12 protein-coding genes are annotated in these 15,197 nt (G+C 73.9%); 6 read left to right on the forward strand and 6 right to left on the reverse strand.

Annotation, left to right across the window (positions count from 1 at the left end):
• Nucleotides 1-197: 197 nt before the first annotated feature.
• The gene (locus ACFVVA_RS04680; protein WP_387685680.1) at nucleotides 198-1,532 is read right to left on the reverse strand and encodes an MFS transporter; all 1,335 of its coding nucleotides are present in this window, start codon (nucleotides 1,530-1,532) and stop codon (nucleotides 198-200) included.
• Nucleotides 1,533-1,893: 361 nt separating this feature from the next.
• Between ACFVVA_RS04680 and ACFVVA_RS04685 the strand changes: the two genes are divergently transcribed.
• Nucleotides 1,894-3,522: a hypothetical protein gene (locus ACFVVA_RS04685; RefSeq protein ID WP_387685683.1), complete on the forward strand. Its 1,629-nt coding sequence runs from the start codon at nucleotides 1,894-1,896 to the stop codon at nucleotides 3,520-3,522.
• Nucleotides 3,523-3,562: 40 nt separating this feature from the next.
• Here the strand turns inward: ACFVVA_RS04685 and ACFVVA_RS04690 are convergent, their stop codons facing one another.
• Nucleotides 3,563-4,066: a VOC family protein gene (locus ACFVVA_RS04690; protein WP_387685685.1), complete on the reverse strand. Its 504-nt coding sequence runs from the start codon at nucleotides 4,064-4,066 to the stop codon at nucleotides 3,563-3,565.
• 136 nt (nucleotides 4,067-4,202) lie between these two features.
• Between ACFVVA_RS04690 and ACFVVA_RS04695 the strand changes: the two genes are divergently transcribed.
• Both ACFVVA_RS04695 and ACFVVA_RS04700 read left to right on the forward strand, forming a co-directional pair.
• A complete protein-coding gene (locus tag ACFVVA_RS04695; RefSeq protein ID WP_387685687.1) occupies nucleotides 4,203-5,600 on the forward strand; it encodes a hypothetical protein in 1,398 nt (465 codons plus the stop codon).
• 203 nt (nucleotides 5,601-5,803) lie between these two features.
• On the forward strand, nucleotides 5,804-7,294 hold the full coding sequence (locus tag ACFVVA_RS04700) for an alkaline phosphatase PhoX (RefSeq protein WP_387685689.1): 1,491 nt from the start codon (nucleotides 5,804-5,806) through the stop codon (nucleotides 7,292-7,294).
• Here ACFVVA_RS04700 and ACFVVA_RS04705 read toward each other — a convergent pair.
• Nucleotides 7,282-8,925 carry a PucR family transcriptional regulator gene (locus tag ACFVVA_RS04705; protein WP_387685691.1) on the reverse strand — a complete coding sequence of 548 codons (1,644 nt, stop codon included), beginning with the start codon at nucleotides 8,923-8,925 and terminating at the stop codon, nucleotides 7,282-7,284. The two genes, ACFVVA_RS04700 and ACFVVA_RS04705, sit on opposite strands and share 13 nt — an antisense overlap.
• A 437-nt stretch (nucleotides 8,926-9,362) precedes the next feature.
• On the opposite strand from ACFVVA_RS04705, the gene pruA reads away from it, so the two are divergent.
• Together pruA and ACFVVA_RS04715 are read left to right on the forward strand one after the other, a co-directional pair.
• Nucleotides 9,363-10,991: an L-glutamate gamma-semialdehyde dehydrogenase gene (pruA, locus tag ACFVVA_RS04710; protein WP_387685693.1), complete on the forward strand. Its 1,629-nt coding sequence runs from the start codon at nucleotides 9,363-9,365 to the stop codon at nucleotides 10,989-10,991.
• 162 nt (nucleotides 10,992-11,153) lie between these two features.
• Nucleotides 11,154-12,083 (forward strand): proline dehydrogenase family protein, encoded by a 930-nt coding sequence (locus ACFVVA_RS04715; protein ID WP_359905370.1) that lies wholly within the window; start codon nucleotides 11,154-11,156, stop codon nucleotides 12,081-12,083.
• 64 nt (nucleotides 12,084-12,147) lie between these two features.
• On the opposite strand, the gene ACFVVA_RS04720 is transcribed toward ACFVVA_RS04715, so the two are convergent.
• Nucleotides 12,148-12,708 carry a Uma2 family endonuclease gene (locus tag ACFVVA_RS04720; protein ID WP_387685696.1) on the reverse strand — a complete coding sequence of 187 codons (561 nt, stop codon included), beginning with the start codon at nucleotides 12,706-12,708 and terminating at the stop codon, nucleotides 12,148-12,150.
• 152 nt (nucleotides 12,709-12,860) lie between these two features.
• Between ACFVVA_RS04720 and ACFVVA_RS04725 the strand changes: the two genes are divergently transcribed.
• Nucleotides 12,861-13,553, forward strand: a complete 693-nt coding sequence (locus ACFVVA_RS04725) for an RraA family protein (RefSeq protein ID WP_387685698.1) — start codon at nucleotides 12,861-12,863, stop codon at nucleotides 13,551-13,553.
• Nucleotides 13,554-13,558: 5 nt separating this feature from the next.
• Here the strand turns inward: ACFVVA_RS04725 and ACFVVA_RS04730 are convergent, their stop codons facing one another.
• Both ACFVVA_RS04730 and ACFVVA_RS04735 read right to left on the reverse strand, forming a co-directional pair.
• Entirely contained in the window at nucleotides 13,559-14,047 is a 489-nt protein-coding gene (locus ACFVVA_RS04730) for a GNAT family N-acetyltransferase (RefSeq protein ID WP_387685898.1), read from the reverse strand.
• Nucleotides 14,048-14,147: 100 nt separating this feature from the next.
• Nucleotides 14,148-15,113: an SGNH/GDSL hydrolase family protein gene (locus ACFVVA_RS04735; protein ID WP_387685701.1), complete on the reverse strand. Its 966-nt coding sequence runs from the start codon at nucleotides 15,111-15,113 to the stop codon at nucleotides 14,148-14,150.
• Nucleotides 15,114-15,197 lie beyond the last annotated feature (84 nt).

Here is a 15,197-nt window from a genome sequence, read left to right on the forward strand (position 1 = left end):
CCGCCTGGCGGGGCGGCGCGCGGTGAGGGCGGGGGCGGGAACCCGCCGGCAGGCGGGTGGGGGGTGGATGGTGGGGAACGGCGGTGGACTTGTTCAACGAAGCAGATGATGCGCGGGTGTTCACCCGGTGGCGGAAGCGTCGCTGCCCGGGACTTCTTCGGAAGTCCCGGGCAGCGGCGTTTCGGTGTTCGAGGGGGTCAGGCTGTTGCCCCGGGTTTGCGGGCGACGGCCATCGCGAGGGCGGTGCAGGCGACGGCGGCGACGGCGGCGAAGCCGCTGACGGAGGGGAGGAGGCCGTAGGTCTGGACGAGGGCGCCGAGGGCGATGATGGGGGCGGAGCTGCCGAGGTAGACGATGACCCAGAGGGTGCTCAGCTCGGAGCCGCGGCGTTCCGGGTTCATCGCGCCGACGGCGGCGGTGAACAGGGAGCGGAAGGCCACGCCCTGGGAGATTCCGCCGAGGACGCTGCCGATGAAGAGCAGCGCCGGGGTGCCGGTGTACTGGGCGGCGACGACCAGGCCGAGGCCGGCGGCCAGGCCGGCCATGCCGAGGGCGGTCACCACGCGGTCCGAGGTCGGCGGGACGAGCAGCTGGGTGGCGGCCGAGGAGCCGAGCAGGAGGGCCGCCACTATCGCGCCGACCAGTTTGGAGTCGGTGTGCAGCAGTTGGGCGGCGAAGGCCGGGGCCAGGCTGAGGTAGACGCCGAACACCGCGTAGGAGATGAAGCCGGCGGTGGCGGCGAGCAGGAATTCGCGGCGCCCGGTGCGGGGCAGCCGCAGGCGCTGCGGGCGCAGGTGGGCCGGGGTGGTGATGCGGGGCGGGGAGGCCGGCGGGCGGCTGCGGCCGGGCATCCGGGGGTGGAGGAGGGCCAGCGGCACGCAGAGCGCCAGCAGGGCGACGGCGTGCAGCAGGAACGGGGTGAGCAGCGGGTCGGAGCCGCCGGCCAGCAGGGCGCCGACCACCGGGCCGAGCGCGACGCCGCCCGCCGAGCAGGCCAGGGTGATCTTGGCGGCCTGGGTCGGCCGGTCGGGCAGCAGGTCGCCGAGGGCGGCCCCGGCGGCGCCGGTGGACAGGCCGACGGCGATGCCCTGGACGGCTCGGCCGGCGGCGAGCTGCCAGAAGCTGCCGGAGGTGGCGAACACGACGTCGCCGGCGGCGGCCAGCGCGACGGCGGGCAGGATCAGGGCGCGTCGGCCGAGGTGGTCGGACCAGTGGCCGACCACGGCCAGCACCGGGACCAGCGCCAGTACGTAGATCGCGAACAGGACGGTGGTGTCGAGCGCGGTGAGGTGCAGCCGCTGCTGGAGGAGCGAGTAGATCGGCGTCGCGAGGTTGGCGCCGATCAGCATCAGCAGCAGGGCGGCGGCCACCAGGCCGACGCGGACGCCGCGCAGCGCGTTCCAGCGGCTGATCGCGGCGAGCTGGAGCTGGGCGCGTGGCGCGAGCTCCAGGGGAAGCAGGGCCTCCGACAGTCGGCGTCCGTCGAGCTGCGCGGTGCGCAGGCCGGAGCCGGCGGGGGAGAGGTCCGCCATGGCAGGGGTCTCCTGTGGCCGGGCACCACCGGGGTCGGCGGGGTTGTGCCGGCGCGCCCGTCCGGAGGCGCTGTGGTGGTGGCCGCGGGTACGGGCTCCCTGGTGGGGCGAGGTGAGCTGAAGAGGGCCCCTCCGGCCCGGGGTCGGGCGGAGGGCGGTTGGGCTTCGTTGCCCCGGTGGCAGGCGCGGGGTGTGCGCGCTACCAGACCGAAGGATAAGGGGTGGGCGCACGTCCATGGCGCGCGCCCCTGGGTGCGCCCCGTACGGCCGGGCATCGGGGGTGCCCGGCCTATACGCTGAGGTGATGGATCGGTACGCGGCGCTGTTGGGCTGACCGCTGGCTGAGGGAGAGCGCACAACGATGGCCGGACGACGTCGCAAGAACACCGGGGCTTCGGCGGGGGAGGGCGCGGCGGAGGCGGTGCTGCCCGCGGACCTGGAGCTCCAGGACCTCTACGGGGCGTTCGCCGCGCACGGGCTGGACGACGAGGACCTGGACGACGCGGCCGTCCTGGTCCCGCCGGTGAAGCTGCCCGCGGAGCGGGAGCTGGCCGAGCAGGCGAAGGCCGTACCGATGTTCGGGTACGCGCTGGTGCTGGCCCGCTGGGCCGCCCCGCACCGGGAGGTGGACGAGTTCGGCGACCTGGTCGAGGCGGACCGGGCACCCGCGGCCCGGCTGCTGGGCCTGGCCCCGGCCGAGGGCGAGGTGCCCGAGGAGGCCGAGGTCGAGGCACTGCGGGCCTGGTCGCTGGCCTGCGACCTGGACCTGGTGGAGCTCGGCACGACCGCGGACGGCGAGCACGTCGCCGTCCCGGGCCCGGACCTGGAACCCGCCGAGCAGGGCGACCCGGAGACCGTCCTGGAGCTGTGGCTGACCGCCGCCGGGATCGTCCGGGAGCTGGCCGTCGAGGCGGACTCCGTCCCGGAGGGGGCCGAGGGCGGGGCGGAACCGGCCGGGGACGGCGCGGACGAGGAGGAGGACGAGGACGGGCTCTCCGAGGTCGAGGAGGCCCGCGACGAGGCCGCCGAGCTGCTGGACGAGGCCCTGCAGGTGCTCTACGAGACCACCGCCTTCGCCGAGCCGGGCAACGAGACCGTGCCGCTGGGCGTGCTGGCCGCCCTGCTGGTCGTCCCGGAGGGCGAGGAGCCCAGCGAGGAGCTGCTCGGCGACATCACGGACGTGATGGTCGCGCTGGACCCGATGCTGGGCGACCTCGCCGAGCTCGGCCTGCTGGACTACCGCCCGATCGACCCCGAGCTGTTCGACGAGGAGGACGGCGAGGAGCCCGCCGCGGTCGGTGAGGAGCCGCTGGACGAGGAGGAGTCGGCCCGCTTCGGGCTGGTCCGGCTCACCCCGCTCGGCCAGTACGGCATCCGGCAGTGGCTGCTGGAGGACGGCTACGACGCCCCGCTGGTCGGCGACCTGGCCCGGGGGAACGCGGCCGAGCTGCTGCGCGGGGTGTGCGAGTCCGCCAACGTGCTGCCGGAGGAGGAGCTGCGGGTGTGGACCGCCGACCGGGAGCCGGTGGCGGCGGCGCGCGAGCTGCTCGCGGCGGCGCGCGGTACCGACGGCTACGGCCCGCTGCGCCGGATGCTCTGCGTCTCGGCGCTCAACCTGCTCGGGCCGGACGCGGAGCCGGCCGTCCGGGAGGCCATGGACGACCCGGAGCTGGGTGGCGCGGCGCGGGCCTGGCTGGCCGCGCAGGGCGCGACGGACGTGCCGGTGCCGGACCGGGCGATGGCGCTGTGGACGGTGGTCGACACCTTCGCCGCCCAGCTGCTGGACAACGGCGGGGACGCCGAGCTGCTCCGCGAACTGATCACCGACCTGCCGGTGAACGGCGATCCGGCCGGGTGGTTCGGCGAGCTGTGGCGGGTCGACCACCCGTACACGGCGGACGTCCTGGAGGCGATCGGGGAGCTGCACCCGGATCGGGCGCTGGCCAAGGAGGCGCGCAAGGCCGCCTTCAAGGCGCGCTCCAGGAGCTGAGCCTCCCGGCCTTCACGGAGTGGGCCGAGCCGGGCCCGGGTCACGGAAGGTCCAGCGAGCCGTCCTCGGTGAAGGGGAAGAACGGGTTGTGGGCCAGCTCCCAGAGGTGGCCGTCCGGGTCCTCGAAGTAGCCGGAGTAGCCGCCCCAGTCGGTCGGGACCGGCGGCTTGACCACCACGGCGCCGGCCTCCACCGCCGTCCGCAGCGCGGCGTCCACCAGCGTGGGGGACTCCAGGTTCACCGCGAGGGTGACGCCGCGGAAGGAGGGCTCGCCGGCGGGGGGCAGGCCCGCGTCGGCGGCCAGCTCCTCGGTGGGGAAGAGCCCGAGCGCCGAGTCGGCGGTGCGGAACCAGACGATCTCAGGGCTGGAGGCGGCGGAGCGCTTCCAGCCGAGCGCCTCGTAGAAGCGGGCGCTGCGGTCGAGGTCGGTCACCCCGAGGGTGACGATGCTGATCCGGGCGGGGAAGGCGCCCGGCCGGGTCCGGTCCTGGGCGGCGCCGTCGTGCGCCGCCCCGTTCTGTGCTGCCGCGTTCTGTGCTGTCATGCCGCCAGGTTAGGGAGGGCCGCTGACAACCGGGCGTCCTGACACGGCCACCACCCCCGTCCGGAGGCGGAGCTGATGACCCGGCAGCTGCGGACACGTAAGGTGGCGTCAGCGGTGCGGGTGCGAGGAATCGGGGGTGCGGCACAGGATGATGCGGGAGAACGGCGGCAGGCACCAGAAGCGGAACACCGGGCCCTCGGGGTCCGTCCCGGCTCCGGACCGGCCGGTCCGGGAGGACCGTTTCGCCGGTCGGCCCGCGGAGCGCGGCGCGGACCGGAGCGCGGACCGGAGCGCGGAGCAGCCCGCCGACCGGCCGTCGGGCCGGGCGGCCGAACCGCCCGTGGACCGGGCCGCCGGCCGGCCCGTCGACCCATTCGCCGACCAGGAGGCGTTCTCCCGCCGGACCCTGGCGGCGGCCGACTTCCCGGTGTACGGCGTGGTCGCCGGTCGAGCGGTGGCCGGGGACGTGCGGACCGGTGGACCGGCGGCCGGTGACGGGGCCGAGGATGACGCGGTGGACGGTGAGGCGCCGGACGGTGAGGCGCTGGCCGCCTTCGAGACCTCCGGCGGCGAGCTGCGCTGGGTCGAGGTCCAGTGCGGTGACTGGCGCTCGGCGGCCGGCCCGTACGTCACCGTGCGCACCTACCGGCCGGGCGCCGATCGGGGCGAGCGGCTGCCCGAGCTGGAGGACCTGGTCGAGGACGAACGGGACCGCGTCTACGAGCAGTTGGGCATCGACGAGGGCGACGGGCCGGGCCGGGTACGGGCGTTGCGCGCGTGGATCACGGTGGACGGCGAGCCCTGCGCGGTGGAGGTGCACGAGGACCGGCCGGTGCCGGAGCCCGGCGCCCCGGCGGCGCCCCGGCCGGAGGCGGTGTGGGCCGGGCGACTGCGGGTCGGCGGGCTGACCGTGACGGTCTGCGGGCGCGGGGTGGCCCCCGGCGCGGTGGAGCTCGGCTCGATCGGCGACTTCGAGCGCTGCCTGCGCGGACGCACCGGACTGCTGCGCGACCTGGCCGCCCGACGGGCCCGCCACGTGCCGGTCGAGGAGCGCGAACTGCCGCCCGCCGTCGGGATGGAGGCGCACCGGGCGCTGATCGCGCAGACCGTCGCCGAGTCCGCCGCGATCGAGGCGCAGGTGCGGGTCGGGCGTACGCCGCGGTTGCCGCGCGGGCTGCGCGGGGACATCGGCGCGGTGCGCTGGGAGACGGCGGTGCGCCAGCAGATGCGGCTGGCCACCGAGACCCGGGAGGAGGCCGCGGCGGCGGTCACCTCGATGGTGAACCACCTCGACCGGCTGTCCCAGCAGACGCATTGGCTGGTCGGCACGGCGGAGGGCGAGGCTGCCGTCGAGGAGGTGGTCCGGTACACGGTGTTCGCGAGCGAGGTGGCGAGCCTGCCGGCGCAGCGGGCCTGGGCGCAGCTGTGGCGGGAGCGGCCGGGCGGCGGCGGGGCGGGCGTGTGGGAGGAGCAGCGGCTGTCCGAGCAGCTGTGGCTGGCGGCCTGGGAGCAGTGGCGGGCGGCGCGGCACTGACGGGCTGTCGGCCCGCGCGGCGTCCGACGGAGCTCCCCTCCGGCGGGTGCCGGCGTAAAGCCGAGGTCATGTGAAGGTCATCGGTCGGCAAATGGCCGCCTGGGCGTGAGGTGGACGTCATACCGGGTTCACCCGCCCGGCGGAGCCTGCTGGGCGTCGGCATCCCGCACCGACGCCCCCGCTCATCCTCAGGAGTTGCTGCCATGTCGCTGTCCCGCCGGGACTTCGTCAACCGTTCCACCCTCGTCGGGGCCGGCGTGCTGATCGCCGGCAGCGCCGAGGCGCTGGCCAGCGCCCCGGGCGCGATCGCCGCCCCGGTCGGCGGCGAGGCCCCGGTCGCCGCGGCCGCCGGGACCAACTCGGCCGCCGGCACCGCGGTCGGCTACGGCCCGCTGGTCCAGGACCCGGGCGGCCTGCTGTCCCTGCCGAAGGGCTTCTCGTACAAGGTCCTCAACCGGGCCGGCGTCACCAAGCTGCGCACCGGCGAGTTCACCCCGAGCAACCACGACGGCACCTCCGCCTTCGAGGACGAGCGCGGCGGCAACTACATGGTCGTCAACCACGAGCTGGCCGGCGCCCGCGCCAACTGGCCGCACCCGGTGCCGCTGACCGAGGGCCACGTCTACGACCCGGGTGCGGCCGGCGGCTGCACCATCGTGCACGCCAAGCGGGACGGCTCGGTCGAGCAGTGGGTCGGCATCGCGGGCACCGCCACCAACTGCGCCGGCGGCGTGACCCCGTGGGGCACCTGGCTGTCCGGCGAGGAGACCGAGGACAAGGCCGGCAAGAACGGCTTCACCAAGGACCACGGCTACATCTTCGAGGTCGACCCGTTCGACGACGACTACAACCGCGACCCGCAGCCGGTCAAGGCCTTCGGCCGCTACGCCCACGAGGCCGTCGTGGTGGACCCCAAGCGCGGCCAGGTCTACCTGACCGAGGACGCCTCGAACCCGAACGGCCTGCTGTTCCGCTGGACCCCGCCGGCCGGCTTCAAGCACGGCCGCTACAAGCTGCGCCAGCTGGCCGCCGACGCCGGTGTGCTGGAGGCCTTCAAGGTCTTCGACGCGCAGGGCAAGTTCATCGACGACCTCTCCCGCGCCACCGCGGTCGGCACCACCTACGGCGTGGACTGGGTCAAGGTCGCGGACCGCGACGCCAGGACCGTCTCGGTGCGCAAGCAGTTCAAGGACGGCGAGGTCACCCGCGCCCGGAAGCTGGAGGGCATGTGGTGGGGTGACGGCGGCTTCTACTTCGTCTCCAGCTTCGCCCGCTCGGAGAGCCCGCTCCAGCACGACGGCCAGGTCTGGTTCTACAACCCGGCCCGCCGCACCATCACCCTGAAGGTCCTGCTGGGCGTCAACACCGACGTCTGGGGCGACCACGACAACTTCGACGGCCCGGACAACATCACCGTCTCGCCGTACGGCGGCATCGTGATCTGCGAGGACGGCGAGGGCGTCTCGCACCTGTTCGGCGCCACCGAGGAGGGCCTGGTCTTCCCGATCGCCCGCAACGAGCTGAACATCGGCACCGCCGAGAAGCCCGAGTTCAGCGAGTTCACCGGGGTGACCTTCTCGGACGACGGCAAGACCCTCTTCGCCAACATCCAGACCCCGGGCATCCAGCTGGCCATCAGCGGCCCGTGGCGCCGGCTGAACGAGCACAAGCGCGGCCAGGGCTACGGCGAGTGACCCTCCGAGCGTGAAGGGCTGCCCGCGGACCACTCGTCCGCGGGCAGTCGCAGTTGCAGCATGGCCAGCAGGCGCTGCTGCGGCTGGGCGAGGTCGATGCCGGTCAGCTGCTCGGCCCGGCGGACCCGGTAGCGCAGGGTGTTGGGGTGGATGTGCAGGGCGTCCGCGGCCACCCGGACCTCGCCGAGCGCGTCCAGCCAGGCCAGCACCGACTCGGCGAGCCGGGTGCCGTGCCGGCGGTCGTACGCGGTGAGTGCGGTCAGCCGCGGGTCGCGCAGGCCGGAGCGCTCCTGGAGCAGCGCCAGCATCTCGCTGACCAGCACCTCCGCCTGCACGTCGATCAGCGCCGCGACGTCGAGGTCCACCCCGCCGCGGCCCATCGCGTCCAGGATCCGGTCCGCCTGCGCGCGGGAGTCGGGCACCTGGGCCAGGCCGTCGACGGTCGAGCCGATCGCGGCGCGCAGCGGGACGCCCAGGTGCTCGCGGGCGGCCGTCACCACCTCGGAGGCCCAGTCGCGCACGGTGGTCATCGGCAGGCCGGGCGGCAGCTCGGGCAGCAGCACGTACACCCGGGACTCGATCGGGGCGAGCAGCGCGGTGCGGTGCCGGGCCGCGGTGTGCACCGAGATCAGGCCGGTGACGTCGGAGCGGTGCAGCGCGTCCGTGGTGCGCGCGCTGTAGGCCAGCACGGTGGCCGGGCGGCGCAGGTCCAGGCCGAGGTGGGTGGCGAGCGACTGGGGGCCGGTGGAGCCCTCCAGCAGGCCGGTGAGCAGGGTCTGGGTGAGCCGGACGTCGGCGGACAGCTCCCGGCGGCGGCGCACCAGCTGGGCGGCCGCCACCCGGGCGGCGCCGACCAGGGACTGCTCGGCCAGCGGGGCCAGCGGCTGGGCGCCCTCCTGCACCCAGATGGTGCCGAGCGGCTGCGCCCCGGCCCGGATGCCGATCGCCAGGCGGCGGCGCAGGCCCAGCTCGGGGTGCGGCTCGACCGCGATCGGGGCGTCCGAGCTGCGCAGGTGCTGGAAGATGCCCCACTCGCGGAGCTTGGAGAGGTACGGCTCCGGGCCCTGCCAGCCGAGGATGGACAGCCGGCGCAGGTCGTCGACCTCGTCGGAGTCGGAGGAGCGGGAGTAGGCCAGCACCCGGCTGGAGGTGTCCTCGATCGAGACGATGCCGTTGGTGAGCACGGCGACGGTCTGGGCGAGGGAGAAGAGGTCGCCGGCGTTGGGTTCGGGGGAGCCGGGGGCGTCCGGGGCGTCCGGGCCGGCGATGATCGCCCGGGCGAGCGAGTCGAGGTGCTCCCAGCGGGTCTCGCGGCGCACCGAGAGCAGGGCGACTCCCGCGTCGGTGGCGGCCTCGCGCAGCGCGTCGGCCTGGCCGGGGCCGTCCAGCTTGACCGCGACGGCGGCGGCCCCGGCCCGGCCGGCCGCGCGCAGGGCGGGCAGGGCGGCCCGGCCGCGGGCGCCGATCGCGAGGACGAGTTCGCCGGGGGCGGCGGTCGGCGGGTCCTCCGGGTCGAGGATGGCGACGTCGCGCACCGCGACGTCCAGGCCCTGCGGGGCGGCCTGCAGTTCGACCAGCGGTTCGCCGAGGGACATCAGGAGTTGACGGAGCGGCAGGCCGGAGGTGGTCACGCCGGTCCTCCTTCATCCGCCCGGACAACGTTTCGCGGTCGATTTTAGCCGGGCGGACAGCGTTCGGGGCTGTCGTCGGGCGGAGGGCCGTCCGTGACCCCGCCGGCGCACCGACTGCGCCGTCCGCGCCCCCTTCGCCGTCCGCGCCCCCTTCGGCGGCCGAGCGCCGTTCGGAGTCCGAGCGCCGGAGTGCGAGCCGGTGGCCGGGGCCAGGAGCGTGAGCCGGTGGTGCACGGAGGTGTGAACCATGGGGTGGGAGGGGACGGTTCGTGACCGCGGCGTGACCAGGTTCGTCGGGCCGGACAACGCCGTACGGGGGAATTTAGCCGCGCGGCCAATCAAGTGGCCCGGTAGCCAGGAATAGCGTTCGTGCTGTGGTCGGCGTGCAACCCGCGCCGGCAGTCCCCCCGCACTGAACGAAGGAGAGCGTGCGCTCTATGGACGCTGTGACCCAGGTCCCCGCGCCGGTGAACGAGCCGGTCCACAGCTACGCCCCCGGGAGCCCGGAACGGGCTCGCCTGGAGGCCAAGCTGAAGGAGCTGGGCGGCCAGGAGCCGGTCCAGCTGACCATGACGATCAACGGTGAGCGCCGGATGGGCGGCGGCACCGAGATCCACGTCGTCCAGCCGCACAACCACGCGGCTCGGCTCGGCACCCTGCGCAACGCCACCCAGGCCGACGCGCAGGACGCCATCGACACTGCCCTGGCCGCTGCCCCGGCCTGGCAGGCGCTCTCCTTCGACTCGCGCGCCGCGATCTTCCTCAGGGCCGCCGACCTGCTGGCCGGCCCCTGGCGCGAGACCCTGGCCGCCGCCACCATGCTCGGCCAGTCCAAGACCGCCCAGCAGGCCGAGATCGACACCCCCTGCGAGCTGGTCGACTTCCTGCGCTTCAACGTGCACTTCGCCCGCCAGATCCTGGCCGAGCAGCCGATCTCCTCGGACGGCGTGTGGAACCGCAGCGACCACCGCCCGCTGGAGGGCTTCGTCTACGCGATCACCCCGTTCAACTTCACCGCGATCGCCGGCAACCTGCCGACCGCGCCCGCGCTGATGGGCAACGTGGTGCTGTGGAAGCCCTCCCCGACCCAGCAGTTCTCCGCGCACCTGCTGATGCAGCTGCTGGAGGAGGCCGGCCTGCCCAAGGGCGTCATCAACATGGTCACCGGCGACGGCCTGGCCGTCTCCGAGGTCGCGCTCAAGCACCCGGCGCTGGCCGGCATCCACTTCACCGGCTCCACCGCCACCTTCCAGCACCTGTGGCGCGAGGTCGGCAACAACATCGCCGGCTACCGCACCTACCCGCGGATCGTCGGCGAGACCGGCGGCAAGGACTTCCTGGTCGCCCACCCGTCCGCCGACCCCAAGGTCCTGAAGACCGCGATGACCCGCGGCGCCTTCGAGTTCCAGGGCCAGAAGTGCTCGGCGCTGTCGCGGGCCTACGTCCCGGCGTCGATCTGGGCCGGCCTCAAGGACGAGTTCGCCGCCGAGGTCGAGGGCCTCACCATGGGCGACGTCAGCGACCTGAGCAACTTCATGTCGGCCGTCATCGACGACCGCTCCTTCGCCAAGAACAAGGCGGCCATCGACCGCGCCCAGGCCGACCCGCAGGTCGAGGTCCTCGCCGGCGGCACCTACGACGACTCGGTGGGCTACTTCGTGCGCCCGACCGTCCTGGTCTGCCAGGACCCGGCGAGCGAGTACTTCAAGGACGAGTACTTCGGCCCGATCCTGGCCGTGCACGTCTACGAGGACGAGAAGTACGAGGAGATGCTGACCCAGATGGAGTCGGTGTCCCCGTACGGCCTGACCGGCTCGATCATCTCCCAGGACCGCGCCGCGGCCCAGGACGCGATGAACAAGCTGCGCTTCGCGGCCGGCAACTTCTACATCAACGACAAGCCCACCGGCGCCGTCGTCGGCCAGCAGCCCTTCGGCGGCGGCCGGGCCTCGGGCACCAACGACAAGGCGGGCGCCAAGCAGAACCTGGCGCGCTGGACCTCCACCCGCTCGGTCAAGGAGACCTTCGTCCCGCCGACGGACTACCGCTACCCGCACATGGGCTGACCAGCCCCGTGCCGCTGATCGTACGGCTCGTCCAGTAGCCACCGGTCACCCGCGACGCCCGGTCCCGCAGCCGGGCGCCGCCCGCCGGGGCGGCGGGGCCACCCCCGTACCGCCGCCCCGGCCCTTCTGCCACCCTTGGAAACACCAGCTCCAGGAGTCACGATGCTCCGTTCCGCCCTTCTCGCGGCCTCCCGGTCCCCGCAGGTCCGCACCGTGGTCGAGAAGTTCCCGCCGACCCACGCGATAGTCGAGCGCTTCGTCGCCGGCGACGTCCTCGACGACGCCGTCACCGCCACGGACGACCTGATCGCCACCGGCCGCAAGGTCACCCTGGACCACCTCGGCGAGGACACCCAGGACGCCGCCCAGGCCGCCGGCACCGCCGAGGCCTACGAGCACCTGCTCAAGGCCCTCAAGGACACCGGCCTCGCGGCCGGCGCCGAGGTGTCGGTCAAGCTGTCGGCCGTCGGCCAGTTCCTCCCGGTGGACGGCGAGAAGATCGCGCTGGAGAACGCCCGCCGCATCTGCGAGGCCGCCGCCGACGCCGGCACCACGGTGACCCTCGACATGGAGGACCACACCACCACCGACTCCACCCTCGCCATCGCGCGCGAGCTGCGGGCGGACTTCCCCTGGCTGGGCGTCGTGCTCCAGGCCTACCTGCGCCGCACCGAGGCCGACTGCCGCGACTTCTCGGGCGAGGGCTCCCGCGTGCGCCTGTGCAAGGGCGCCTACAAGGAGCCCGAGTCGGTCGCCTTCCAGGGCAAGCACGAGGTCGACCTCGCGTACGTCCGCGCCCTGAAGGTCCTGATGGCGGGCGAGGGCTACCCGATGATCGCCTCGCACGACCCCAACATGATCAAGATCGCCGGCCAGCTGGCCCAGTGGAACGGCCGCAAGCGGGACTCCTTCGAGTACCAGATGCTGTTCGGCATCCGCCCCGAGGAGCAGCTGCGCCTCGCCGGCGAGGGCAACACGATGCGCGTGTACCTCCCGTACGGCCAGGAGTGGTACGGGTACTTCATGCGCCGCCTCGCGGAGCGCCCGGCCAACCTGACCTTCTTCCTGCGCGCCATGGCCACCCGCGGCTGACCCGGCGCCCCAGGCCACGGCCCGCACCCCTGACGGGGGGTGCGGGCCGTCCGCGTTCCCGGCGTCAGAGGAAGGGCTTGGTGTCGAGGTCGAACACGAACGGCGCGGGGATGGCGAGCGGTTCACCGAAGGCGGCGAGGTGGACCTCGGTGTACTCCTCGCGATGCGGTTTGCCGAAGAGGCTGACCTGGGACTTCTCGCGGTCGATCAGCAGGTAGAGCGGGATGCCGGCCCGCGCGTAGCAGTGCCGTTTGGTGATCCGGTCGAGGTCGGGCTTGCTCGATGTGACCTCGGCGACCATGGCCACGCCGTCCGGCCCCATCCACGGCGGGGCATCCCGAAACAGACGGAGGTGCTCCGGGACGAACGTGGCCCGAGGGATGACGTGATCCGGCGGGCCGTGCCCGCCGGCGGCGAGGCGGAGTCCCTTGTTCTCCGACATCTGCATCTCGGTGGCCGACCCGCGCCACACCTGATCGGCCAACTCGCTGATGAGGTGGCAGTGGTAGCCGTCAGCGGGGAGCCCGATGAGGATCTCACCTTCGACGAGTTCGGCCCGCAGACCCTCGGGTGTGTCCAGGGAGAGAAACAGCTCCACCAGGATCTCGTTGTCCGTTGTGTGCATGGATGACCTTTCGACCGGGTGCGTCGGAAGGCTATGTGTGGTGCGCACAGGAGGAACGGGGATGGCGTGATCGTCACTCGATGGTGTGGGTCCGAGGGCGGGCCTAGGATCTTCCTGCTGGTGAACTGGCTTTTCGAGCGGAGGAGTTGGCGATGCTGAAGGCTTTCGCGGAGCTGTCCACGCCGTTGGTGGCGGACGCCTGTGTGCGGCTCGGGGTGGAGCCGCGGGTGGCGCCGGTGGGGGTGGGGGCGGTGGTGGCCGGGGCCCGGGTGGCGGGGCGGGTGCTGCCGGTGCGGCACTACGGGAGCGTGGACGTGTTCCTGGAGGCGTACGGCGCGGCCCGGGACGGGGACGTGCTGGTGGTCGACAACGGCGGGCGGACCGACGAGGCCTGCATCGGGGACCTCGCGGTGCTGGAGGCGCGGGCCGCCGGGGTGGCCGGGATCGTGGTGTGGGGGCTGCACCGGGACACGCCCGAGCTGCTGGAGATCGGGCTGCCGGTCTTCAGTTACGGGGCGCTGCCGCTCGGCCCGGTGCGGCTGGACGGCCGGGAGCCGGAGGCGCTGCTGACGGCGAAGTTCGGCCCGCACCCGGTGAGCGCCGAGGACGTGGTGTTCGCCGACGCGGACGGGGTGCTGTTCGTGCCCGCCGACCGGGTCGCCGAGGTGCTGGAGACGGCCGGCGCGATCGCCCGGACCGAGCGCGCGCAGGCCGGGCGGATCGCGGCCGGGGACACGCTGCGGCGGCAGACCGCCTTCGACGAGTACCTGCGGCGCCGCGCCGCGGACCCGGCGTACAGCTTCCGGCAGCACCTGCGGCGGGTCGGCGGGGCGATCGAGGAGTAGGACGGTTACAGCGGCCGGTGCATGACGTGCAGGCCGACGTAGCCGTCCACCGGGTGGTGGAAGGCCTCGGGGACGGTGCCGACGATCTCGAAGCCGAGCGATCGGTAGAGCTTCACGGCGTGGTGGTTGCCGGCGACCACCGCGTTGTACTGCATGGCGCGGAAGCCGGCCCGGCGGGCCCAGTCGAGGGTGTACTCGACCAGGGCCCGCCCGATGCCCTCGCCGTGGTGGGCCGGGTCGACCATGTAGCTGGCGCTGGCCACGTGCGAGCCGTTGCCGGGGCGGTTGCGGTTCATGTTGGCGGTGCCGAGGACCCGCCCGTCCTCGTCCACCGCGACCACTGTGCGGTTAGGGGCGGCGAGCATCCACCACTCGCGGCCCAGCTCGGAGGGCATGTCCAGGGGGTAGGGGAAGGTCTCGCCGGCGGCGACGACGGCGTGGAAGAACGGCCAGATGGCGGGCCAGTCCTCGGGGGTGGCCTCGCGGATGTCGATGGGCATCGGACCAGGATGATCCCCGGCGGGCGGGCGGGCCACCGGTTTTCGGTGGTCCCGCCCGTCGGGCCGGTCGTCGGGGGCCGCGTCGCGGGGCGGGTCAGCCGTCGAGGAGGGCGTCCTCGACCAGGGCGGCGGTGTGGGCCTGGCCGAGGGCGTTGGGGTGCACCACGGCGTATTCGAGGGGGATGACGCTGGTCAGCACGCCGTCCAGCCAGTGGTCGGCGTCGCAGACGCTGTGGCCGGCGCTGGCGGGGTAGAGGTTCACGAAGGTGTCGCCGCGGGCGGCGGTGTCCTGGGCGATGAGCGCGTTGAGCGGCTCCAGGAGCGCGGTGCGGGCCCAGGCGAGGTCGCCGGTGGTGAAGGTGCCGAACTGCAGGGGGTTGCCGAACTGGCAGAGGGTGGCGTCCTCGGGGACGAGGTGCGGGTAGCCGACGGTGAGGACCCTGGCGGACGGGGCCTTGGCGTGCAGCGCGGTCAGCATCCGGGCGTAGTCGCCGCGCAGCCGGTTCAGGCGGTCGGGCAGGCTCGCGTCGAACTTGTTCTTGCAGGGCGTGCCCCGGCCGAGCTGGACGGCGCCGAGTTCGATGCAGCTCTTGAGGATCTCGGCGAAGCCGAGGTCGTTGCCGCCGATCCCGACGGTGACCAGGTCGGTGGCCGGGTCGACGGCGTCGATCTGCGGCGGGACGGACGGGTAGGGGCCGTTGGGGTCGGTGCCGAGCGGCGGGAGCGGCCGGCCGAGCGGGGACTGCGCGCCGGTGTCGACGCTGCCGGTGGTGGCGCCGCTGCAGCTGACGTTGCGCAGGGCGACCAGGGAGCCGAGGTCGCGGCGGAGGATCTCGGGATAGGAGTCGACGGTGCGGGCGCAGCCGTCACGCGGTTCGGTCTCGTCGCCGGTGGCCACGACGACCCCGGCGGTGTAGGAGTCGCCGAGGGCCGTCCACCGCAGTGCGGCGGCGCGGTCGCCGGGCCGGGCGGCGGCCTGGGCGGTGGTCGGGGTGATCAGTCCGGCGGCGAGCGCGGTGGCGGTGCCGGCGACGGCGAGGCGGGACAGGAAGTGTGGCACGGCTCTCCTCCTCGGGGTGCGGGGGAGAGAGCGGATTCACCCCCCTGAGAGTCAATCGAGTCGCCGTGGTGGCGACTTGATGCC

Origin of the sequence: Kitasatospora sp. NPDC058048, assembly GCF_042885555.1 — a bacterium.
Lineage (GTDB): Bacteria > Actinomycetota > Actinomycetes > Streptomycetales > Streptomycetaceae > Kitasatospora > Kitasatospora lactacystinica.

Excerpts from the sequence above, each read along its gene's own strand:
- ACFVVA_RS04680 (WP_387685680.1), bottom strand. The coding sequence starts at position 1,532 with ATGGCGGACCTCTCCCCCGCCGGCTCCGGCCTGCGCACCGCGCAGCTC.
- ACFVVA_RS04685 (WP_387685683.1), top strand. The coding sequence starts at position 1,894 with ATGGCCGGACGACGTCGCAAGAACACCGGGGCTTCGGCGGGGGAGGGC.
- ACFVVA_RS04690 (WP_387685685.1), bottom strand. The coding sequence starts at position 4,066 with ATGACAGCACAGAACGCGGCAGCACAGAACGGGGCGGCGCACGACGGC.
- ACFVVA_RS04700 (WP_387685689.1), top strand. The coding sequence starts at position 5,804 with ATGTCGCTGTCCCGCCGGGACTTCGTCAACCGTTCCACCCTCGTCGGG.
- pruA (WP_387685693.1), top strand. The coding sequence starts at position 9,363 with ATGGACGCTGTGACCCAGGTCCCCGCGCCGGTGAACGAGCCGGTCCAC.
- ACFVVA_RS04715 (WP_359905370.1), top strand. The coding sequence starts at position 11,154 with ATGCTCCGTTCCGCCCTTCTCGCGGCCTCCCGGTCCCCGCAGGTCCGC.
- ACFVVA_RS04720 (WP_387685696.1), bottom strand. The coding sequence starts at position 12,708 with ATGCACACAACGGACAACGAGATCCTGGTGGAGCTGTTTCTCTCCCTG.
- ACFVVA_RS04725 (WP_387685698.1), top strand. The coding sequence starts at position 12,861 with ATGCTGAAGGCTTTCGCGGAGCTGTCCACGCCGTTGGTGGCGGACGCC.